Annotated in this window: 17 protein-coding genes; 12 read left to right on the forward strand and 5 right to left on the reverse strand. The window is 67.3% G+C overall.

Annotated elements, in window-relative coordinates:
- From ACK5F2_RS13350 to ACK5F2_RS13385, 8 genes are all read left to right on the forward strand, one after another.
- Positions 1 to 619: hypothetical protein (locus tag ACK5F2_RS13350; RefSeq protein WP_409865338.1), on the forward strand; the 619-nt coding region annotated here is incomplete at its 5' end.
- Positions 620 to 645: 26 nt separating this feature from the next.
- On the forward strand, positions 646 to 1,317 hold the full coding sequence (locus ACK5F2_RS13355; RefSeq protein WP_409865340.1) for a hypothetical protein: 672 nt from the start codon (positions 646 to 648) through the stop codon (positions 1,315 to 1,317).
- Between the two features lie 63 nt (positions 1,318 to 1,380).
- Positions 1,381 to 2,652 carry a glycoside hydrolase family 18 protein gene (locus ACK5F2_RS13360; RefSeq protein WP_409865342.1) on the forward strand — a complete coding sequence of 424 codons (1,272 nt, stop codon included), beginning with the start codon at positions 1,381 to 1,383 and terminating at the stop codon, positions 2,650 to 2,652.
- 411 nt (positions 2,653 to 3,063) lie between these two features.
- The gene (locus tag ACK5F2_RS13365) at positions 3,064 to 4,689 is read left to right on the forward strand and encodes an ABC transporter substrate-binding protein (RefSeq protein ID WP_409865344.1); all 1,626 of its coding nucleotides are present in this window, start codon (positions 3,064 to 3,066) and stop codon (positions 4,687 to 4,689) included.
- A gap of 31 nt (positions 4,690 to 4,720) precedes the next feature.
- Positions 4,721 to 5,764, forward strand: a complete 1,044-nt coding sequence (locus ACK5F2_RS13370; RefSeq protein WP_409865346.1) for an ABC transporter permease — start codon at positions 4,721 to 4,723, stop codon at positions 5,762 to 5,764.
- Entirely contained in the window at positions 5,761 to 6,669 is a 909-nt protein-coding gene (gene nikC, locus ACK5F2_RS13375; protein ID WP_409865347.1) for a nickel transporter permease, read from the forward strand. The genes ACK5F2_RS13370 and nikC overlap by 4 nt, the downstream gene beginning before the upstream one ends.
- Positions 6,666 to 7,514, forward strand: coding sequence for an ABC transporter ATP-binding protein (locus tag ACK5F2_RS13380; RefSeq protein WP_409865349.1), 849 nt, complete (start codon positions 6,666 to 6,668; stop codon positions 7,512 to 7,514). Before nikC ends, ACK5F2_RS13380 begins: the two co-directional genes overlap by 4 nt.
- Positions 7,511 to 8,266, forward strand: a complete 756-nt coding sequence (locus ACK5F2_RS13385) for an ABC transporter ATP-binding protein (protein ID WP_409865351.1) — start codon at positions 7,511 to 7,513, stop codon at positions 8,264 to 8,266. The genes ACK5F2_RS13380 and ACK5F2_RS13385 overlap by 4 nt, the downstream gene beginning before the upstream one ends.
- 22 nt (positions 8,267 to 8,288) lie before the next feature.
- Here ACK5F2_RS13385 and ACK5F2_RS13390 read toward each other — a convergent pair whose 3' ends face one another.
- Positions 8,289 to 9,263, reverse strand: coding sequence for a GlxA family transcriptional regulator (locus tag ACK5F2_RS13390; protein ID WP_409865354.1), 975 nt, complete (start codon positions 9,261 to 9,263; stop codon positions 8,289 to 8,291).
- Between the two features lie 125 nt (positions 9,264 to 9,388).
- Between ACK5F2_RS13390 and ACK5F2_RS13395 the strand changes: the two genes are divergently transcribed.
- Both ACK5F2_RS13395 and ACK5F2_RS13400 read left to right on the forward strand, forming a co-directional pair.
- The gene (locus ACK5F2_RS13395) at positions 9,389 to 10,570 is read left to right on the forward strand and encodes an acetylornithine transaminase (protein WP_409865355.1); all 1,182 of its coding nucleotides are present in this window, start codon (positions 9,389 to 9,391) and stop codon (positions 10,568 to 10,570) included.
- A gap of 47 nt (positions 10,571 to 10,617) precedes the next feature.
- Positions 10,618 to 11,013 carry a methylglyoxal synthase gene (locus tag ACK5F2_RS13400; RefSeq protein WP_409865357.1) on the forward strand — a complete coding sequence of 132 codons (396 nt, stop codon included), beginning with the start codon at positions 10,618 to 10,620 and terminating at the stop codon, positions 11,011 to 11,013.
- A gap of 178 nt (positions 11,014 to 11,191) precedes the next feature.
- Here the strand turns inward: ACK5F2_RS13400 and ACK5F2_RS13405 are convergent, their stop codons facing one another.
- On the reverse strand, positions 11,192 to 13,108 hold the full coding sequence (locus ACK5F2_RS13405) for a B12-binding domain-containing radical SAM protein (protein WP_409865360.1): 1,917 nt from the start codon (positions 13,106 to 13,108) through the stop codon (positions 11,192 to 11,194).
- A gap of 112 nt (positions 13,109 to 13,220) precedes the next feature.
- Complete coding sequence (locus tag ACK5F2_RS13410) at positions 13,221 to 15,275, reverse strand: S9 family peptidase (protein WP_409865361.1); 2,055 nt, start codon at positions 15,273 to 15,275, stop codon at positions 13,221 to 13,223.
- A 58-nt stretch (positions 15,276 to 15,333) separates the two neighbouring features.
- Here ACK5F2_RS13410 and ACK5F2_RS13415 point away from each other — a divergent pair, with 58 nt between their 5' ends.
- Together ACK5F2_RS13415 and ACK5F2_RS13420 are read left to right on the forward strand one after the other, a co-directional pair.
- Positions 15,334 to 15,534 (forward strand): hypothetical protein, encoded by a 201-nt coding sequence (locus ACK5F2_RS13415; RefSeq protein ID WP_409865364.1) that lies wholly within the window; start codon positions 15,334 to 15,336, stop codon positions 15,532 to 15,534.
- A 276-nt stretch (positions 15,535 to 15,810) separates the two neighbouring features.
- Entirely contained in the window at positions 15,811 to 16,818 is a 1,008-nt protein-coding gene (locus ACK5F2_RS13420; RefSeq protein WP_409865366.1) for an aldo/keto reductase, read from the forward strand.
- A 1,165-nt stretch (positions 16,819 to 17,983) separates the two neighbouring features.
- On the opposite strand, the gene ACK5F2_RS13425 is transcribed toward ACK5F2_RS13420, so the two are convergent.
- Together ACK5F2_RS13425 and ACK5F2_RS13430 are read right to left on the reverse strand one after the other, a co-directional pair.
- A complete protein-coding gene (locus tag ACK5F2_RS13425) occupies positions 17,984 to 18,733 on the reverse strand; it encodes a restriction endonuclease (protein WP_409865367.1) in 750 nt (249 codons plus the stop codon).
- A 78-nt stretch (positions 18,734 to 18,811) separates the two neighbouring features.
- Positions 18,812 to 19,270, reverse strand: a complete 459-nt coding sequence (locus tag ACK5F2_RS13430; protein ID WP_409865369.1) for a hypothetical protein — start codon at positions 19,268 to 19,270, stop codon at positions 18,812 to 18,814.
- Positions 19,271 to 19,599 lie beyond the last annotated feature (329 nt).

The raw sequence follows: 19,599 nt of genomic DNA on the forward strand, positions 1-19,599 counted from the left end.
GGCAACCCTGCGCGAGGCCGAGATCGCGACCTGCCGCCCCGGCGAGCAGCAGACCTGGGGCGACGGTCGCGACCGGGCCTCCCCCGCCCGTGCCTGGCGCTTTGTCTACCGCCATACCGGCGCGCCGGCCCAGTTCAGCCCGGCCCAGGTGCTGCAGGCCTTGCAGCGGGCTGCCGCCGCATGGGCGCCCTGCGGCCTGCCTGTGCAGGTGCTGGCCGCGGAGCAGGCCGGCATGCCCGACCCGGCCCAGACCCTGGTGCAGGTGGACTGGGACGCTGCCGGGGCCCGCGGCCACTTCGGTCTGGCCGATGTGGGGCGCCGCCGCCTCAGCCTAGGGGCCGCCGGCTTTGAGTTGCTGCGCCAGCGCAATCCCGCCCATCCGGCCTTGCAGACCCTGCAGATGACGATCTCCCACGAGATGGGCCATTTCCTGGGCCTGATGGCGCATTCGCGCCGCTGCGTGGACGTGATGTCCTACTACCACGATGGCCGCGGCAAGCACTGCAGCGCGCGCGAGCCAGCCCTGATGAAGCATTTTGTGGAGTACCGCTCCAGCCTGCCCACGGCCTGCGATATCGCGCGTTGCCGCGCGATCAATGGCCTGAGCGGCACACCCTGAGGCAGCCCGGCGCTATGCTGCGCCTCATGAATGCCACACGACGCCTTTGCCTGCTGGCTGCCCTGACCACGGGACTGCTGGGCACGGCCCAGGCCCAGCTGCCGCGCCAGAACCTGCTGGTGGAACTGCGCTGGGTGGAGTCGGGCATCAGCGCCGCGGCCGTGGCCGGGGTGCGCCAGGGCGCGGTGGTGGTGGGCACGGGCGGCAGCGTCTCGCCGCGCCCGGGCGGGGTGACGCTGTCCACCCGCCGGGTGGAGCAGGACAGCAGCCAGCAGCACCAGCTGCTGGTGCTCAATGGCGGCACGGCCAGCGTCATGCTGGCCGAGGTGGAGCTGCTGCAATGGCTGGACTACGGCGTCTCCCTGCGCAGCCCGGGCGAACCGCGGCCCCAGCCCGCCGCGCGTGGCGAGGCTGTGCTGCGCAGCGTGCCGGTGGAGCGCCGCAGCGGCTTTGTGCTCAGCCCCAGCTGGCCCGGCGGCGAGCAGCCGGTGCGGGTGGAACTGCGCGCTCTGGCGCCCAGCGGCGCCCGGGGCGAAACCGAGATCCTCTCCACCGTGCAAGTGCCCCTGGGTCAGTGGCTGACGGTGGCGCGCCGCGGTCTGCAGCAGCAGCGCAGCGAGAGCGGCGTGCTCAGCAGCCGCGATGCCGAGCAGCAGAGCCAGCGCGAGCTGCAGCTGCGGGTGCAGCCGGCGCCCTGATCGGTCTTCTATTGGTATTTGATTGGTGTTAGTCTCCCGGCCTCTCAGCCGGAGTCTCCATCCATGCGATCGCTTGCCCAGAACGCTGCCCTGGCCCTGATGGCCCTGATGATTGGCGCCGCCGCGCCGGCCCAGGCGGCCGAGCCGCCGCTGTTTGGCGCCGGTCCGCTGGCCGTGGAGCGCAGCAGCCCCAAGGTGGTGGGCGTCTACATGCCCAACTGGGAGTCGCCGGCTCTGCTGGAGCGGCTGCCGGCGGGCAGCGTCAGCCATGTGCTTTATGCCTTTTTGCGCATCTGCGGCCCCGGCCAGCTGCCAGTGGACGCGCCCAAGTGCGAGGGTCGTGCCGACTTTGAGCTGGGCAGCGGCGCGGTGGACAAGCGCTTTGACGCTGCCTTCAGCCAGCTCAAGGCCCGCCAGCCCCATGTGAAGGTGCTGGCCTCCGTGGGCGGCTGGGGCGGCTCCGACCCCTTCTTCCACCTGGCCAATGAGCCCGCGCGGCGCGCCGTCTTCATTGCCTCGGCCCTGCGCTTTCTGCGCGAGCATCCGGGCTTTGACGGCATCGACATCGACTGGGAGCACCCCGGCAGCAATGGCTCGGCCAATGGCGTGGCCCTGGGCAGCCCGGCCGATGGCCAGGGCTATGCCGATCTGATGACGGAGCTGCGCGCGGGCCTGAACCGCCTGACGGCCGAGACCGGGCGGCTCTACCTGCTGAGCACCGCGCTCAACACCACCGGCGCCATCATCGATCGCATCAACTTCCGCCAGGCGGAGCAGGCCCTGGATCTCGTCTTCATGATGAGCTACGACTACTACGGCGGCTGGTCCGAGCGCGTGGGGCACCACAGCACCCTGCGCAGCAGCGCGCCCGAGGCCGACGACAGCCTGGAGCGCGGCGTGCGCAATCTGCGCGCCGCGGGCGTGCCGGCGTCCAAGCTGGTGGCGGGTGTGGCCATGTACGGCCGCGGCTTCTCGGGCGTGCGCGAGCCGCGCACCGGCGCCGCCAAGAAGGGCGCCTATCCCGGGGCCGAGGGCGCCATGGTCTACCGCGAGATCGCGGCCCGTTATCTGGACCGCCAGGGCCGGGGCCAGCGCGGCTTTGTGGCCCGGCTCGACCCGGTCACCCAGGCCTGGTCCCTGCACCATCCGGACCTGCAGCTCTATATGGGCTACGACGATCCGCGCGCCGTGCTGGCCAAGGGCCGCTTCGTCCAGGAAGCAGGCCTGGCCGGCGTGTTTGCCTGGGAGCTCAGCCAGGACAACGGCGACCTGCTCAACGCCATGAACCGCGGCGTGGGCAATCTGCTGATCGCACCGCCGCGCGCCAAGCCCTGAGCCAGATCAAGTCGCCGCGAGGCGCCTGGCCCCACCATTCGCATCGAGCGGCCGCCGCATCCTTCTGATCAGGGCGGCAACCCGATGTGGTGGTCGCTCGTTTCTGCGACAGGCTGCGAGCCTGTCCCTTCTCACCTTCCTGCCTCCTTCCCCCCCTCGCGTCTGCCATCCCGACCGCAGCTCCGGTCCCGGTGCGCCGGGCGCCGCCATGGTGCCCGCGCCGGCCTTGCTGGTGCGAGCGTGCGCTGTGCGCGCGGCACATGTGCTGCAGCTATGGGCTTTGCATCAGCCGCTATCGATGCCGTGGCGCCGGCTTCTGGTTTCTACCCGGGGCAGGGCGCGAGCGCCGGGCAAGAATCGGCGCGGGCCTGTGTTGCCCGCCTATCCGTCAGCCTGTCTGTAGAGGAGCGTATGAGAAAAATCCTGCCGCCGACCCAGTACACGATCTCCCGCCGTGCCGTCCACGGCCTGCTGGCCAGCAGCCTGGCCCTGGCTTGCGGCTTCCAGCTGGCGCAGGCCGCCACGCCCAAGGACACCCTGGTCCAGGCACTGGCCTTCGACGACATCATCACCATGGATCCCGCCGAGTCCTTCGAGATCTCGGCCGGCGAGATCATGGGCAATACCTACGACCGTCTGGTGCGCCTGAATGTGGCCAACCCCTCCGAGCTGGTGGGCGATATCGCCAAGAGCTGGAAGGTGGGAGAGGACGGCAAGACCTATAGCTTCGAGCTCAAGCCGGGCCTGAAGTTCGCCTCGGGCAATCCCGTCACCGCCGACGACGTGGCCTGGTCCCTGCAGCGCGCCATCCTGCTGAACAAGACCCCCGCCTTCATCCTGGCCCAGCTGGGCTGGAACAAAGACAACGTGGCCCAGCGCGTGCGCGCCACCGGCCCGCTGAGCCTGGTGCTGGAGACCGAGAAGAGCTTCGCGCCCACCCTGGTGCTGAACTGCCTGACGGCCAATGTGGCCTCGGTGCTGGACAAGAAGCTGCTGCTCAGCAAGGAAGCCAATGGCGATATGGGCTACGCCTGGCTCAAGACCAATTACGCCGGCTCCGGCCCCTACAAGCTGCGCGAGTGGCGTGCCAACGAGATCATTGCGTTGGAGCGCAATGCCAACAGCGCCACCAAGGCCCCCCTGGCGCGCGTGATCTACCGCCATGTCAAGGAAGCCTCCACCCAGCGCCTGATGCTGGAGAAGGGCGATATCGATGTGGCCCGCAATCTGGCGCCTCAGGACCTCAATGCCCTGGCCACCAACAAGGATGTGAAGACCGCCACCACGCCCAAGGGCACGGTGTTCTACATCTCCATGAACCTCAAGCATCCGGCCTTCGCCAAGCCCGAGGTGCGCGAGGCCATGAAGTACCTGCTGGACTACGAGGGCATTGGTGCCACCATGGTTCAGCACATCGGCCGCATTCACCAGAACTTCCTGCCCGTGGGCCTGCTGGGCGCCGCCACCGACAAGCCCTACAAGCTCGATGTGGACAAGGCCAAGTCCCTGCTGGCCAAGGCCGGCTACCCCAATGGCTTCAAGGCCAGCATCGATATGCGCACCGTGCAGCCGGTGCAGGGCATTGCCGAGAACTTCCAGCAGACCGCCAAGCGCGCCGGTGTGGAGATCGAGATCATCCCGGGCGATGGCAAGCAGACCCTCACCAAGTACCGCGCGCGCAGCCACGATATGTACATCGGCACCTGGGGCTCGGACTACTGGGATCCGCACACCAATGCCGACACCTTTGTGCGCAACCCCGACAACAGCGACGAGGCCAAGGCCAAGCCCCTGGCCTGGCGCAATAGCTGGGACATTCCGGAGCTGACCAAGAAGGCCGACGCCGCCATGCTGGAGCGTGACGGCAAGAAGCGCGCCGCCATGTACCAGGAGCTGCAGTCCGAGTTCCGCAAGACCAGCCCCTTCATCATGGTCTACCAGCAGACCGATGTGGCGGCCTATCGCAGCCATGTGCAGTCCCTGGTGCTGGGCCCGACCTCGGACACCAACTACGTCTTCACGGTCAGCAAGAAGTAGTTCCCGCGCGCGCCGAGCGAAAGCCCGTTCCATGTCCTTCCGTTTGAAGCCCGGCGCGAAAGCGCTGGGCAGCTTTCTCGTCACCATCGCGCTGACCTATCTGGGTCTGCTGGCCGTGACCTTCTTCATCGGCCGCGTGATCCCGGTGGACCCGGTGCTGGCCATCGTGGGTGACCGCGCCACCGAGGACCAGATCGCCCAGGTGCGCGCCCAGCTGGGCCTGGACCTGCCCCTGTGGCAGCAGTTCCTGATCTATCTGGGCAAGGTGGCCCAGGGGGATTTCGGCACCTCGGTGCTCAGCGCCAACCCGGTGCTGGACGATATCCGCCGCGTCTTCCCCGCCACCCTGGAACTGGCCACGGTGGGCATACTCATCGGCGCCGGTCTGGGCGTGCCCCTGGGCGTCTGGGCCGCGGTGCGGCGCGGCGGCCTGGCCGACCAGGCGGTGCGCGTGATGGGTCTGATCGGCTACTCCGTGCCCATCTTCTGGCTGGGCCTGATGGCCCTGGTGCTCTTCTACGCCAAGCTGGGCTGGGTGGGCGGCCCCGGGCGCATTGACGTGGCCTTTGAGTACAGCATCACCCCGGTCACCGGGCTCATGCTGGTGGACACCGTGCTGAGCGCGCTGGAGGGCAATGGCTGGGAGCCCTTCTGGAATGCCGTCTCCCACCTGGCCCTGCCGGGCGCCCTGCTGGGCTACTTCTCCCTGGCCTATATCAGCCGCATGACGCGCAGCTTCATGCTGCATGAGCTGGCCCAGGAATATGTGGTGGCCGCGCGGGCCAAGGGCCTGTCGGAGGCCCGCATCATCTGGCGCCACGCCCTGCGCAATGCCATGGTGCCCCTGGTCACCGTGATCGCCCTGTCCTACGCCGGCCTGCTGGAGGGCTCGGTGCTTACCGAGACCGTCTTCGCCTGGCCGGGCCTGGGCCTGTACATCACCAACTCGCTGCAGAACGCCGATATGAACGCGGTGCTGGGCGGCACCCTGGTGGTGGGCTCCATCTTCATCGCCCTCAATCTGCTGTCTGACTTGCTGTACCGACTGCTGGACCCCCGCACCCGCGCCCGATGAGCACCGCCAAAGAATCTCTTCATGACTGGCTGATGAGCGAGCGGCCCGGCTCGCGCCGCCAGGCCGCGCTGGGCCGGGCCTATGCCGGCTGGCGCGGCTTTGCCCGCAACCGCCTGGCCCTGGGTGGCCTCGTCATCGTGCTGGGCCTGCTCTTTGTGGCGGCCTTCGCCAACCAGCTCGCGCCCTACCATCCCAATGTGGGCGACCTCACGAGCACGCGCCTGCTGCCGCCATCTAGCGCGCATTGGTTCGGCACCGATGACCAGGGCCGCGACATCCTCTCGCGCCTGATTCACGGCTCGCGCATCACGCTCTTCGTGGTGGTGCTGGTGGCCGTGCTGGCCGCGCCCATCGGCCTGATCGTGGGCACGGTGGCCGGCTATCGCGGCGGCTGGATCGACGCGGTGCTGATGCGCGTCACCGACATCTTCCTGGCCTTCCCGCGCCTGATCCTGGCCCTGGCCTTTGTGGCCGCTCTGGGCCCCGGCATCGAGAACGCGGTGCTGGCCATTGCCCTGACCTCCTGGCCGCCCTATGCCCGCATCGCGCGCGCCGAGACCCTCACCATCCGCCAGGCCGACTACATCGCCGCCGTGCAGCTGGTGGGCGCCTCGCACAGCCGCATCGTGCTGCGCCACATCATGCCCCTGTGCCTGCCCTCGGTGATCGTGCGTGTCACGCTGGACATGGCCGGCATCATCCTCACCGCCGCAGGCCTGGGCTTTCTGGGCCTGGGCGCCCAGCCGCCGCTGCCCGAGTGGGGCGCCATGATCGCCGCCGGCCGCCAGTATGTGCTGGACCAGTGGTGGGTGGCCGCGGGGCCGGGTCTTGCCATCTTCGTGGTCAGCCTGGCCTTCAATCTGCTGGGCGACGGCCTGCGCGACGCGTTGGATCCCAAGAAATGAGCAAGCTCGCGTCTCCCCTGCTGGAAGTCGAGGATCTGCGGGTCAGCTTCCCCACCCGCGATGGCGGCCTGTTCGAGGCCGTGCGCGGCGTGAGCTTCAGCCTGGGCCAGGAGCGCCTGGGCATCGTGGGCGAATCCGGCTCCGGCAAGTCGCAGACCGGCCGGGCCATCTTGGGTCTCTCCGCGCCCGAGGCCCGCATCACGGCCAAGCGCCTGGCCTTCAAGGGTCAGGACTTGCTGGCCGCCACGCCCGCCCAGCGCCGGGCCCTGCGCGGCGGCTCCATTGCCATGGTGCTGCAGGACCCCAAGTACTCGCTCAACCCGGTGATGCGCATCGGTGCGCAGATCGAGGAGACCTTGCGCGTGCACACCAAGCTCTCGGCCCGGGCCGCCCGGCAGCGCGTGCTGCAGGCCCTGGCCGATGTGGCCATCAGCGACCCAGAACGCGTCTACCAGCTCTATCCGCACGAGGTCTCGGGCGGCATGGGCCAGCGCGTGATGATCGCCATGATGCTGATCGCCGAGCCCCAGCTGCTGATCGCCGACGAGCCCACCTCGGCCCTGGACGTGACCGTGCAGCTGCAGGTGCTGTCCATCCTGGATCGCCTGGTCAGGGAGCGCGGCATGGGCCTGATCTTCGTTTCGCACGATCTGCGCCTGGTGTCGAGCTTCTGCGACCGCGTGCTGGTCATGTATGCCGGCAAGGTGGTGGAGGAAGTGCGCTCCGGCGCCCTGCACGAGGCCAAGCACCCCTACACCCAGGGCCTCCTGAACTGCCTGCCGCGCCTGGGCGAATCGCGCCACCCGCTGCCCACGCTGGATCGCCAGGAGAGCTGGAAACTATGAGCCGCCTCGGTATTGAGATTGAAGGCCTGCAGGTCCGCTTCGGCGACTTCACGGCGGTTCATGAGGCCAGCTTCAGCGTGGCGCCGGGCGAAAGCTTCGGCCTGGTGGGCGAGTCGGGCTCCGGCAAGTCCACCATCCTGCGTGCCATCTGCGGCCTGGCGCCGCGCAGCGCCGGCACGGTGAAGCTCACGGGCGAGGGCGAGCTGCCCGCGCCCGGCAGTGCCGCCTTTCGCCGCCGCGTGCAGATGGTGTTCCAGGACCCCTATGGCTCCCTGCACCCGCGCCACACGGTGGACCGCATCCTGGCCGAGCCCCTGGCCATCCACGGCCTTCCCGATGCCGAGGCGCGCATCCGCCGCGCGCTCGATGAGGTGGGCCTGGGCCAGGGCTTTCGCTTCCGCTACCCGCACCAGCTCTCGGGCGGCCAGCGCCAGCGCATCGCCATCGCGCGGGCCCTGATCCTGGAGCCCCAGATCCTGCTGCTGGACGAGCCCACCTCGGCGCTGGACGCCTCGGTGCAGGCCGAGGTGCTGAACCTGCTGGAGGCGCTGCGCCGCGAGCGCGGCCTCTCCTTCCTGATGGTGAGCCACGATCTGGGTGTGGTCACCCATCTGTGCGAGCGCCTGCTGGTGATGCAGGGCGGGCGCATGGTGGAGCAACTGGCCGCCGATGATCTGGCCGCCCACCGCGTCAGCCAGGACTACACCCGGCAGCTGATGCAGGCCTCGGTGGGCTTTCGCCGCGCGGCCTGAGCGAGGCCCCCCGCCGACCTTGCTAGCCCCGCTTGCGCAGACTGGCCGGCGAGCGGCCCAGCAGGCGCTGGAATGAGCGGCGCATGCGCTCGGTGCTGCCAAAGCCGCAGTCCTGGGCAATGCGCTGCACCGAGGGCTGACCGCTCTCCAGCGCCGCGCGCGCGGCCTCCACGCGCAGGCGCTCCACCACCTGGGCCGGTGTGGCACCGGTCTCCGCCACAAAGCTGCGGGCAAAGTGGCGCGGGCTCATGCACACGCGGGCGGCCAGGGCCTCCACCCGGTGGTCCTGGCGCAGATCGCGCCGGATCTCGTCCAGCAGCGCGCCAAAGCGGCCCTCGGGCCGCTGCAGATCCAGCAGGGCTGAGAACTGCGACTGCCCGCCCGGCCGCCTTCGCTCCACCACCAGCTGGCGTGCCGCCTCGCGCGCCAGGTCTTCGCCGCAGTCATGCGCCACCAGGGCCAGGCACAGATCGATGCCGGCCGTCATGCCGGCGCTGGTCCAGAGCTCGGGCCGGCGCGCCGGGCCGGCGCGTGAGGACGCCGGCTCGCGCACATAGATGCGGTCCGGCTGCAGACGCACGGCCGGGAAATCGGTGGCGAACTGCCGGCTGCGCGACCAGTGCGTGGTGGCACCGCGCTCGTCCAGCAGGCCGGCCGCGGCCAGCACGAGACTGCCGCTGCAGATGCTGGCGATGCGCGCCCCGCTGCGGCTGGCGCGCTGCAGCCAGCGCAGCAGCCGCTCGTCCCGGCAGGCAGCGTCCACGCCGTCGCCGCCGATCACCATCACTAGATCGCCCTTGCCGCAGGCGCGGGGCAGGCCCTGCACCGGCCAGTCCACGCCGGCCGAGCTGCGCGCCGTGCCCGCCTTGCTGGCCGCCAGGCGCCAGTGGTAGCTGTCGGGCTGCTGCAGCCGCGCCAGCTCGAACACCGCCATGGGCCCGGCCAGATCCAGCTGCTGGAAGCCGGGGAAGAGCACGAAGACGATGCGGCAACTCATGCGGCATTGTGGCGGCGTTGCTGCCAGACCGCGATGGCAGAAAAGGTGGGAACTGCGTCATGGCTGTCAAAGCCCGTCTTGCGCACACTGCGGCCCATCGACACCCAAAACCCGGAGCACGCCGCATGAACACGCTGGGCCAGCAGCTCATCACCATCACCCACAGACCGGACCTTGTGTTCGCGCAGGGCCAGGGCTCCTGGCTGGTCGACGAGGCCGGCAAGCGCTACCTGGACCTCGTGCAGGGCTGGGCCGTCAACAGCCTGGGGCATGCGCCCGGGGTGATTGCGCAGGCGCTGAGCGAGCAGGCCGGCCGCCTGCTCAATCCCAGCCCGGCCTTTTACAACCGGCCCATGCTGGACCTGGCCGAGCGGCTGGTGGCGCTGAGCTGCTTTGACCGCGTCTTTCTCGCCAGCTCCGGGGCCGAGGCCAATGAGGCGGCCGTGAAGCTGGCGCGGCGCTGGGGTCGCAAGCATCGCGGCGGCGCCCACGAGATCATCAGCTTCGAGCAGGGCTTTCACGGCCGCACCCTGGCCATGATGAGCGCCTCGGGCAAGCCCGGCTGGGACCGCATCTACACGCCCATGCCGGCGGGCTTTGCCAAGGCACGGCTCAATGACATCGAGTCGGTGGCGCGCGTTGCCGGGCCGGACTCGGTGGCCGTGATGATCGAGTTCGTGCAGGGCGAGGCCGGGGTGAATCTGGCCGACCCGGGCTTTGTGCGCGAGCTGCGCGCCCTGTGCAGCGAGCGCGGGCTGCTGCTGATAGCCGACGAGGTGCAGACCGGCGTGGGGCGCTGCGGCCGGGCCTTTGCCTACGAGCTCTTCGATGTGGAGCCGGACCTGATGACCCTGGCCAAGGGCCTGGGCGGCGGCGTGCCCCTGTCGGCCCTGCTGTGCAAGCAGGCCTTCAACTGCTTCGAGCCGGGCGACCAGGGCGGCACCTACTGCGGCAACCCCTTGATGGCCGCCGTTGGCCTGGCCGTGCTCGACGAGGTGTGTCGCCCCGAGTTCCTGGCGGCGGTGCGCCAGCGCGCCCAGCAGCTGTCCCAGGGGCTGCAGCAGATCTCGCGCGAGCATGGCCTGCTGGGCGAGCGCGGCGCCGGCCTGCTGCGCGCCCTGGTGCTGCCGGGCGATCAGGCCGAGCAGAGCGTGGCGGCCGCGCGCGAGCTCGCGCCCGTGGGCCTGCTGCTCAATGCGCCGCGGCCGAATCTGCTGCGCTTCATGCCCGCCCTGAACATCGGCGAGGCCGAGATCGAGCAGGCGCTGGACCTGCTGCGCTCGGCGCTGCGCCAGGTGCTGCGCTGAGCCGTACTCACAGCTTGACGCAGGCCCGTAACCGGCCTCGTCCTAAGATGCCGGCCATGAGACTTGCCCTGATCGCCCACGACCACAAGAAGAACGCCATGGTGGCCCTGGCCACCGAGTTCGCCGATTTTCTGCAGCGCTGCGAGCTGATCGCCACCGGCACCACCGGCGGCCGCTTGCGGGCCGAGGTGGGCCTGAGCCGCGTTGAATGCGTGCTCTCCGGCCCCCTGGGTGGCGACCTGCAGATCGGCGCACGCCTGGCGGTGGGCGAGCTGGACGGCGTGATCTTTCTGCGCGACCCCATGACGCCCCAGCCGCACGAGCCCGATATCAACGCCCTGGTGCGCGCCTGCGATGTGCACGATGTGCCCTGCGCCACCAATGTGTCCGGCGCGCGCCTGATGCTGGCGACCTGGGCCGCCAACATGGCTAAGACGGCCTAAGCACCTCTGGGCGAACGCCCAACGCCGCCACAAGCAGGAGGAGGGGCAGGCCTGATGCGAAGGTAAAGGAGGAGGCCGCGCAGCGGCCGGGGGACACGTAGCAGCAGGCCTGCGCCTTCTCCTGCGGCCCGCCCACCCTACGCAAACCGCAGCAAATCAGCCGGACGGGCGCCGCGGCTCAGTCCCGCCCCGCCAGCGCCTTGGCAATCCGGTGCTTGTTGACCGTGGGCTTGGGCACGCGGATGTCGAACCAGCTGCGCACATCCTCGTCCAGGCCGATGCCGTGCATGAAGTTGTAGATGGCCTTCTTGAGCGCGCGGCCCAGGGCGTCGTGGTCCACGCCGGTGGGGTCGATGAAGCCCACATCGTTCTTGGCGAAGGGGCTGTCGGGCAGGGGCAGCAGCTGCACCCCGTATTCCTCGGGGTTCTTGCCCACCGGTGAATGCACGGTGCAGGCAAAGCGGTGGAAGAAGCCGCTGTGGATGCAGCCGTTCAGGAAGAGCTGGCGCACGTATTCCAGCGCGTCCACCGTGTCCTGCACCGTCTGCGTGGGGAAGCCGTACATCAGATAGGCGTGCACCAGGATGCCGGCATCGGCAAAGCCCTTGGTGACGCGCGCCACCTGGTCCACCGACACGCCCTTCTTCATCAGGGCCAGAAGGCGGTCCGAGGCCACCTCCAGCCCGCCCGAGATGGCGATGCAGCCGCTGTCGGCCAGTTGCTGGCACAGCTCGGGCGTGAAGGTCTTCTCGAAGCGGATATTGCCCCACCAGCTGATGGCCGTGCCGCGGCGCTGCAGCTCCTGGGCCAGGGCCTTGAGCGCCTTGGGCGGCGCGGCCTCGTCCACGAAGTGAAAGCCCGTCTGCCCCGTCTCGGCCACGATGGCCTCGATGCGGTCCACCAGCACCTCGGCCGAGGCGGCCTCGTAGCGCGAGATGTAGTCCAGCGAGACATCGCAGAAGCTGCACTTCTTCCAGTAGCAGCCATGCGCCACGGTGAGCTTGTTCCAGCGCCCGTCGCTCCACAGCCGGTTCATGGGGTTGAGCATGTCCAGCAGGGACAGGTAACGGTCCAGCGGCAGGCCGTCCCAGGTGGGCGTGCCCACCTCGTCAAACGGGATGTCGGGCTCGCCGCCGAAGTTGATGTAGCGGACCTCGCCGTCCTCGCGAACAAAGGTGCGCACCAGGCGCAGGCGCGAGCGCTGGCCTTGGCAGTGCTCCAGCAGGGCCAGCAGGGGGCGCTCGCCGGCATCCAGGGTGATGTAGTCGATATGGTCGAAGAGCCGCGGCTCCCGCAGCTCGCGCAGCTCGGTGTTCACGAAGCCGCCGCCCAGCACCGTCACCACGGCCGGGTTCGCCGCCTTGATGCTCTGTGCAATACGCAGGGCCGCATACACCGCGCCGGGGAAGGGCACCGAGAGCAGCACCAGCTGCGGCTGGTGGCGCTCCAGCGCCTCCAGCGTGAGCGCGTGCAGGGTCTGGTCCACCAGATTGGGCGGTGCGGCCAGGGCCTGGGCCAGTGGCTCGAAGGTGGGCTGGGCCGTGGCCAGCTTCTCGGCATAGCGCACGAACTCGAAGCGCTCGTCCACCGCATCGCGCAGCACATCGGCCAGATCGTTCAGATAGAGCGTGGCCAGATGCCGCGCCCGGTCCTGCAGCCCTAAGGCGCCAAAGGCCCAGGCCAGCGGGTCCTCGCCCTCTTCATGGCCCAGGTAAGAGTCCAGCGTGGCAAAGCGCGCGCCCTCGGGCAGCAGGCCGCGGGTGTTGATGCGGTGGGCCAGGGTGGGGTCCTGGCCCTGCAAGAAGGCGATCACCCGCTCGATGGTCGCGTCGTAGCGCGGGTACTCGGCCAGGAACTGCTGCACCTGGCGGCTGTGGCGCTGCGGCGGCAGGGCCTCGGCCACCTCGCGCAGCCGGGCCAGGCCGGGGCGCGAGAGCAGGCGCAGCACCAGGCCCAGGGCCAGATCCTCCTGCACCGCCGGCACGCCGCGCGAGCGCAGAAAGCCGGTCAGATAGGCGGTGGACGGGTAGGGCGTGTTCAGCTGCGTCATCGGCGGGATGAGGCTGAGCACGCGCAGCGGCGTGGCGGCGGACATGGCGGGGCGTGGGAAAGCAGCGAGGCTGGCGCGGGGGAGGGTGCTCATTTTGCCAGGGGCACCGCCCGCCACGGTGCCCCTGAGCCCCTTCACCCCACGGGGCGCTCGTGCGTCAAGGCTTCTTCAAGGCCTCCACCAGGCCCTGCACATGCTCGGCGCCATGCGGCACCTGGGCTGTGGATTGACGCTGGGTTTCGCCCATGGGCTCAACACGGCCCCCCAAGCACTTGCCCAGGAAGGCCTCGGTCACCGCATTGAAGCCAATGTTGTTGCTGGGCTTGGCGAAGCCGTGGCCCTCATCCGGGTAGAGCACATAGGTGACCGGGATGTTCTTGGCCTTCATGGCGTTGACGATCTGGTCGCTCTCCGCCTGCTTGACGCGGGGGTCGTTGGCACCTTGGCCGATCAGCAGCGGTCGAACGATCTGGTCGGCCTTGTACAGGGGCGAGGCGGCGCGCAGGATGGCGCGCCCCTCCTCGGTCGTCGGGTCGCCCATGCGGCTGTACATCTGCTTGCGGCCCGCCTCCCAGTAGGGCGGGATGGTGGCCAGCAGGGTTTCCAGATTGGAGGGGCCCACGATGTCCACCGCGCAGGCAAATGTGGTGGGCGTGAAGGTCAGGCCGGCCAGGGCTGCGTAGCCCCCATAGCTGCCACCCATGATGGCGACCTTGTCGCTGCTGGTCACGCCCTGCTTGACCGCCCAGTCCACGGCGTCCAGCAGATCGTTGTGCATGGCCAGCCCCCACTGCTTGTTGCCGGCGTTCAGGAACTTCTTGCCAAAGCCCGTGGAGGCGCGGAAATTGACTGCCAGCACCGCATAGCCGCGATTGGCCAGCCACTGGTGATCGCCGTTGTAGCCATATCTGTCGCGCGCCCAGGGGCCGCCATGCACCAGCAGCACCAGGGGAACTCGCTGATCGGCGCGGCCATCGCCGTCGCGGTCGGCGCCGGGCGGCAGGGTCAGGTAGCTCGGCAGGGTCAGGCCGTCGCGTGCCCTGATCTCCAAGGTCTGCATGGGCACCAGGGGGGCGCCTTGCAGCTCGGGGCGGGCGACATAGAGCGTTTGCAGCGTCTTGGCCTTGCGGTCGTACAGATAGGTGGTCGCGGGCTTGGAGACGCCATCCAGCACCACGATCCACTTGTCGTCGGCGCGCGTGCGGCCGGACACGATGACCTCACCCTGGCCCAGCTGCTGCTGCAGCCAGTCGAAGTCGGCTTTCAGCCGCTTGTCCAGGAACTGCCACTCATTGCGCAGATAGTTCACCGCATAGGCTTGAACCTCACCGCTGACCGGGTGGCGCAGCGTGCCGCCCAGATCGGCTCTGGGATCCTGGGCGATCAGGGTGCGCTTGCCGCTGCTCGTGTCCTCGGCGAAGACGGCCGTGGTGTCGCGATCACGCGAGTCCATCCAGTACAGGGTCTTGCCGTCGGCGGTGTAGCCCAGCGGGCTGGTGCCGGAGTCTTCCAGGCTGGTGCTGAGCAGCGGCTTGTCGGCCACACTGCCGTCCTTGATGGCGAAGTAGTCCACGCCACCGGCCGCGTTCGGGCGCACCGCCATGCGCAGCTGCAGCGCGTCGTCCGCCACGAAGCCGGCATAGCCGTCGCCGCGCATGACAAGCTTGAGCTCGCCGGTCTTCAGGTTCAGCAGATGCACATCGTGCCAGCGCGGGTCGCGGTTGTTGATGCCCACCAGCAGCTCGTTCTGGCGCGTGCGCGAGGACCCGACCATGCGCACCCGTACCTTGTCAAAGGGCGTGTAGTCCTGCTGCTTGCCGCTGGCCACATGCACGCCATAGAGGCGGTAGTTTTCGTCCCCCGCGTTGTCGCGCACGAAGAGGACCTGCTCGCTGTCAGCCGACCAGGAGTGGCCCGGAATCGGCCGGTCCGTCACCGAAGTCACGGCCTTGGCCGCCTCGGGCTTGCTGGCCGGCGCCACCCAGATGTTCATCACGCCATTCAGGGGCGCCATCCAGGACAGCCACTTGCCGTCCGGACTGATCTGGGCACCCGCTTTCACCGGATTGCCGAACAGCGCGGCGCGCGGGATCAGGGGTGTATCGCCAACCGTGATGGTGGCGGAACCCTGGGCCAGAGCGGCCAGCGGCACGGCGGCCGACAGGGCCAGAGTCATGACGGACGGAACGAAGGTACGAAAGGTCATTGCCATGGAAACAGCTCGGCTCGTCGAGTTGAGAGACTGGCAGCATAGTTGCCGTGCAGCCCCCGTGTCGCGTCATGGGATGGATGGCGCCCTGGCGGTGGCCAAGCGCGCTGAACACGGGATGAGCTGCGGGGCCATGGCCTATGCCAATTTCCTGGCCAGCACCTGGAAGGCTGACCAGGAGTACGCCAAGTTCAAGGGCCGGATCAAGAGCTATATGGTCATGTCCAACGTCCATGGGCGCAAAGGCGAGCCCGACCTCTAGCTCGTCGTCGTCACCGCGCGCTGGCCCAGCGGCCCCGAAGCCGAGAAGCGCAATGTGACGAGTACCTGGCCTGGAAGAACAAGAGCAATGCCCCGCTGAGCAAGGAGTCGGGCGACCACGCCGAGCTGCGCGAGATCAACGGCAATTGGCTGCTGCAGGAGCTGCGCTTCAAGTGAGCCCGCGCCGCTGAAGAGAAAAAGTCCCGCGGCCCGAGCTGGCCGCGGGCGACACTGCAGCCTCAATCGCCCCTCTCCATCCCTCCCGGAGTGTTCATCCATGCAATACCGTTCCCTGGGCCGCAAGAGCCCGCTGCAGGTCTCGGCCCTGTGCCTGGGCACCATGATGTTTGCCGACCAGACCGCGCTGGCCGAGGCGAAATCCATCGTGGACCATGCCGCCGAGCATGGCGTGAACTTCATCGACACCGCCGATGTCTACTCCCTGGGCGGCAGCGAGCGCATGGTGGGCGAGCTGCTCCGGGGCCGGCGCCACGACTGGGTGCTGGCCACCAAGCTGGGCAACAAAATGTCCGATCGGCCCAATGAGCGCGGCTACTCGCGCGCCTGGGTGCAGCGCGAATGCGAGGCCAGCCTGCAGCGCCTGGGCACCGATCACATCGACCTGTACTACCTGCACCGCGACTACCTGGGCCTGGACCTGGAGGAGCCGCTGCGCGCCATCGCGGCGCTCATCGAGCAGGGCAAGATCCGCTACTGGGGCCTGTCCAACTTCCGCGGCTTTCGCATTGCCGAGGCGGTGCAGCTGGCGCGCGCGCTCAATATGCCCGCGCCGGTGGCCTGCCAGCCTTATTACAACCTGCTCAACCGCCAGCCCGAGGTGGAGATCCTGGCCGCCTGCGATCACTTCGGCCTGGGCGTGGTGCCCTACAGCCCCATCGCCCGCGGCGTGCTCTCGGGCAAGTACGTGCCCGGCGCCCAGCCGGAGCAGGGCAGCCGCGCCGGCCGTGGCGACAAGCGCATGCTGGAAACCGAGTTCCGCGCGGAATCGCTGCAGATTGCCCAGACCCTCAAGGCCCATTGCGAGGCCACCGGCGGCCGCAGCCTGGCCCATTTCGCCACCGCCTGGGTGCTGGCCCACCGCGCCGTGAGCGCCGTCATCGCCGGCCCGCGCACCCTGGCCCAATGGACCGACTACTTCGGCGCGCTGGACCTGACGATCAGCGCCGAGGACGAAGCCCTGGTGGACCGCCTGGTGCCGCCGGGGCATCCGTCCACGCCGGGGTATCTGGATCCGGCGTATCCGATTGAGGGGCGGCGGGGCTAGGGGGCGTCTGCAGGGGCGCCAAGCTCCGGCACTCAGTTGTCGATCAGCGGCAGGCAGTCCGTTGACTGGGCTTGGGCATGGCCGTCACGGCAGCAGGCCAGCTCGACGAACCCTGTGCCGCGCCATCAGTGGCGACGGCGGCGAACGAATGGAGCCCTGCTGAGCGGTTGGTATCTGGGCCCGCACCGAAACCCGAGTGCAACAAGGCTGAGCCCGGATACCCACAGTCCTGAGGACTGTGGGTGCCTAGCGAAGAGCCAAGCCTCTGGCTTGGCGCGGCTGGCAGAGCCGCCTGTAGATGTGCAGTCTGTTCTCTGTGGCGCTGCATCGAATCCGAACTCAGGTCTTGATGGGAAAACAGCAAAGGCACGTATAGCAAACAGTCAACACAGGGCTGGCTCATTTACCGGGAAGTCCCTGTAGAAGGGTTAGGCCACTCTAGGCGAATGTTCGAACAGTGCATATTCTTGCTAGGCTTCCAACTCGGAGTTTGTGTTCGGGATGGCCCGATAGCGTTGGCTCGGAGGATCCCGGAGTTGAAGTTATCAACGCATCGACGTTGTTTACTTGCAGTGCGTTTCCACGGGCAAAGGCGAGACGGTACTCGTTTTGATAGCTGTATTCGGTTGTCTTCCGCATAACCATTCGCTCTGGCACAGCCCACTCCGCAAACGGGGCTTCACTCGGAGAGTAGTAGTCCACCGGCTGATGTAGCAGGCAACCATGCTTTACCCATCTGCGAAGCGATAGAGCAGCTCTTATGCGGGCAATTAGTGCGACGGGATCATGGATCGAGACGCATGCGTCAGCCCCAAATTCCTGGGCCAAGCCCTCCGAGAACTTTGTGCTTAGGCAGAAGACAAATATCTCTCGATCTTTGACGCAGGACTCGAATGCCCAAGGGAGAAGGGATTTTTCGCCCGTATCGACTTTGGTGATCTCCAGGCCTTGCGGCGGCTGGTACAACCGTCGTCCTTCATGTCTATCGCCCCGAACCTTGATCTCTTCGTAGTTGCGAAAGTAGGAAAGAGAGCGGAAGAGGATCTCGCCCTGACCTACGAATGCGTCTAGGAATTTGGATGGCAGGTACTTGAAGAGCGTCGGCACGGCTAGGCCTATCGTTAGAGCTCAGCCGCCGCCGAAGGAGGTCGGCTGGAGCGAAGGGTTATGTCGCATATTTGTCCCGCAGCACCCGAAATTCAGAGAGGGCCGCTTCGCCATGGACGATAGACGCATCTAAGAGCTCTCGATACGCCGTTTCATCCAGTATGTGATCTGGAATTGTGCTTAAGATTGAGTCCGGTTTGAGCCTCGCGCGAAGAGGAAGTGTTGGGGGTGGCTCTTTTCGCAACATGCGGCTGTATGGGCCAAGCGATTGCATCACTACGCCGAAGAGGTCGTGCTTCTCCTTGAGAGCGAAATACGTTGCTTTGTCCTCTTCCGTCATGAGCTCAAACCACGCTGGCAGGAAGGGTTCGGCGTACGTCATAAGCCCGTCGAGCTTCTCGTCTATCTGTTTGGTGAAGTACTCCTCGAACCAACTCTCTTCGAATAGGTCTTGAAACTCTTTCCAAGTCACAAGCTCTAGGTTCGTCAAATCGCCTGCGGCTACGGCTCCGGATTGAAAACCTTCCATAGAAATGATGTAGCCAATATTGGCTCCGATCTCCTGGACTACGGTACGAAAGCCATGGACCACAGCTTGAGGAATGCGCGATTTCCAATATTTGCATTCGCACGCGATCGCGTACTTCCTGCCGCGTACAGTTTCCTCGGCGTAGACATCAAGCTCAACCGTGCCTCGTGCTGAGTGAATCTTCTTCTCGACTTCGACGGCAAACCCACACTCGGAGAGGATACGTCCAACTTCCGTTTGTAGTGCCTGCCAGCTCTCAGGGGCGTTGCGAGTGATCATGCGACATAACGTTTGAATTGAGCGGCCTGCGCGGCTTTTCGCGCAGGTCCGCTTGAATGATGGGTTGGGCGTAGGGTGTTAGCCATGATATGCGTCTTGCACAGACGGCACAGACTTAACGCACGCGCGCAGGATGGTGAGGCTATGACGCAATAGGGGCTCACTCCGCTCCGGCTCGAACCAATGCCCATTGAACTTGCCGCCGTGAAAGAGGTTGTTGCGAACTCGGCGAACATATACCAGCAACTTGTCGGCCTTTGAATCCGTCTGAGGTTCAGAAACCTCCCATCGGATTGCACCGCCAACGATTACCTGCTTCTTGGGCGGTGCGTTGAAGAAGAACTCGATGGCCTCTTTCAGTTCTGGGGAAACCGGACTTGCAATCATGGCCTCGACGGCGAGGGCAAAAGCTCTCCAGTTGGCTTCCGCTGGCCCATCGCCATTGTTGAAACCAGAGGCCTTCAGAGCGTACTCAGTCCGGGAGAAGACGTGGAACAGGTTTCCAGCAAGTTGATCTAGGTGCGGGTGACGTGTCATCTGACTACGCCCAACGTGATATGGGGCGACAGGCGCTGCACCCCAACCTTGGCGAGTGCCGTATAACCAAGCCCGGCTTGGCTGATGCAAGCCCTTGAATCGTCATTGTTTTCTCCCTTTGAGGCTCGGCCGCAAGGGTACTAAAAAATCCGGCGAAAGCGGCAGCGGGTTAGAACTGAATGGCCGCGCGGTTTCCAAGGCGCCGCGCCGCGCCTTCAGTCCGCTTGCTCCCGCGCAATCCCCCCGTCACCACCCCCGCGTGATACTTGGCTGTTGTCCACCGTCCCGCCCGCAGGCTGCGCTCCCAAACCCCGCCTGCACGCCGGCCC

The sequence above is a fragment of the Roseateles sp. genome, from assembly GCF_046300915.1.
GTDB lineage: Bacteria > Pseudomonadota > Gammaproteobacteria > Burkholderiales > Burkholderiaceae_C > Kinneretia.

Coding starts and splice junctions, on each gene's coding strand:
- ACK5F2_RS13395 (WP_409865355.1), top strand. CDS start 9,389: ATGAACACGCTGGGCCAGCAGCTCATCACCATCACCCACAGACCGGAC.
- ACK5F2_RS13355 (WP_409865340.1), top strand. CDS start 646: ATGAATGCCACACGACGCCTTTGCCTGCTGGCTGCCCTGACCACGGGA.
- ACK5F2_RS13390 (WP_409865354.1), bottom strand. CDS start 9,263: ATGAGTTGCCGCATCGTCTTCGTGCTCTTCCCCGGCTTCCAGCAGCTG.
- ACK5F2_RS13385 (WP_409865351.1), top strand. CDS start 7,511: ATGAGCCGCCTCGGTATTGAGATTGAAGGCCTGCAGGTCCGCTTCGGC.
- ACK5F2_RS13400 (WP_409865357.1), top strand. CDS start 10,618: ATGCCGGCCATGAGACTTGCCCTGATCGCCCACGACCACAAGAAGAAC.
- ACK5F2_RS13420 (WP_409865366.1), top strand. CDS start 15,811: ATGCAATACCGTTCCCTGGGCCGCAAGAGCCCGCTGCAGGTCTCGGCC.
- ACK5F2_RS13360 (WP_409865342.1), top strand. CDS start 1,381: ATGCGATCGCTTGCCCAGAACGCTGCCCTGGCCCTGATGGCCCTGATG.
- ACK5F2_RS13365 (WP_409865344.1), top strand. CDS start 3,064: ATGAGAAAAATCCTGCCGCCGACCCAGTACACGATCTCCCGCCGTGCC.
- ACK5F2_RS13430 (WP_409865369.1), bottom strand. CDS start 19,270: ATGACACGTCACCCGCACCTAGATCAACTTGCTGGAAACCTGTTCCAC.
- ACK5F2_RS13380 (WP_409865349.1), top strand. CDS start 6,666: ATGAGCAAGCTCGCGTCTCCCCTGCTGGAAGTCGAGGATCTGCGGGTC.
- ACK5F2_RS13405 (WP_409865360.1), bottom strand. CDS start 13,108: ATGTCCGCCGCCACGCCGCTGCGCGTGCTCAGCCTCATCCCGCCGATG.
- ACK5F2_RS13370 (WP_409865346.1), top strand. CDS start 4,721: ATGTCCTTCCGTTTGAAGCCCGGCGCGAAAGCGCTGGGCAGCTTTCTC.
- nikC (WP_409865347.1), top strand. CDS start 5,761: ATGAGCACCGCCAAAGAATCTCTTCATGACTGGCTGATGAGCGAGCGG.
- ACK5F2_RS13425 (WP_409865367.1), bottom strand. CDS start 18,733: ATGATCACTCGCAACGCCCCTGAGAGCTGGCAGGCACTACAAACGGAA.
- ACK5F2_RS13410 (WP_409865361.1), bottom strand. CDS start 15,275: ATGGCAATGACCTTTCGTACCTTCGTTCCGTCCGTCATGACTCTGGCC.